Genomic DNA, 655 nt, shown 5'->3' on the forward strand with positions numbered 1-655 from the left:
TGTGGGCGTCGGCTTGACCAATCAGTTAGGCTGGCCGCAAAAAACGCGGTGCGACGAGCCCGCAAGAGCCTCGTGATAGAAGGGCTGGGCGTGCACATGCTAGTAGTACAAAAGCTTCCCGCTAGGCCAGGAGCCGACCCAGCCGCAAGGGAAGTGGCCGGAGCGGTAGACCTCCAACAGATACAAAAAGAAGGCCGGCCTGCCAATGCAATACTCGTATTCGTGCTCCATGATCGCGGCCAGCACATTCCATTGTGTAGAGTGGACAAGGTCATTCGAATAGCCGCGCTTCTGCGCGAACGGCTGCCAGACTTGAGTGGAAAGTGGTGTGACGCATCGTCGCTTCGCTTCATCTGTGACTTCATTCCACCGTTGGTCCTCCTTTGGATACTTCGCGCATAGAAAGGAAGTCAGCTGGTTACGTGCTTCCAGCATCGCATCTCGTCCCTCTTGGGATTCACAAGCCGCCATTGCTTCATTCCAAGAATGCACAGGCTCCGCTGCAATCGGGATGTCAAACCCTGCTGTGTGGCCGCACTTGTCAAACCATCGAATTACACCTATGGCCTCAATGAAGGACTCGTCAATAGGAGGGCGCTTCTTCCACAACCTGAATAGCTGATGCATTTGGGGAGGCCTAACGCCCAGGTTAACC

General features: G+C 55.1%; 1 protein-coding gene. It reads right to left on the bottom strand.

Translation table 11 applies throughout. The features are described from left to right. Positions 1-99: 99 nt before the first annotated feature. On the bottom strand, positions 100-655 hold a 556-nt coding region (locus tag EIP75_RS24795), incomplete at its 5' end, for a hypothetical protein (protein ID WP_233585033.1).

This window comes from Aquabacterium soli, assembly GCF_003933735.1.
In the GTDB taxonomy this organism is placed as follows: Bacteria; Pseudomonadota; Gammaproteobacteria; order Burkholderiales; family Burkholderiaceae_C; genus Aquabacterium; species Aquabacterium soli.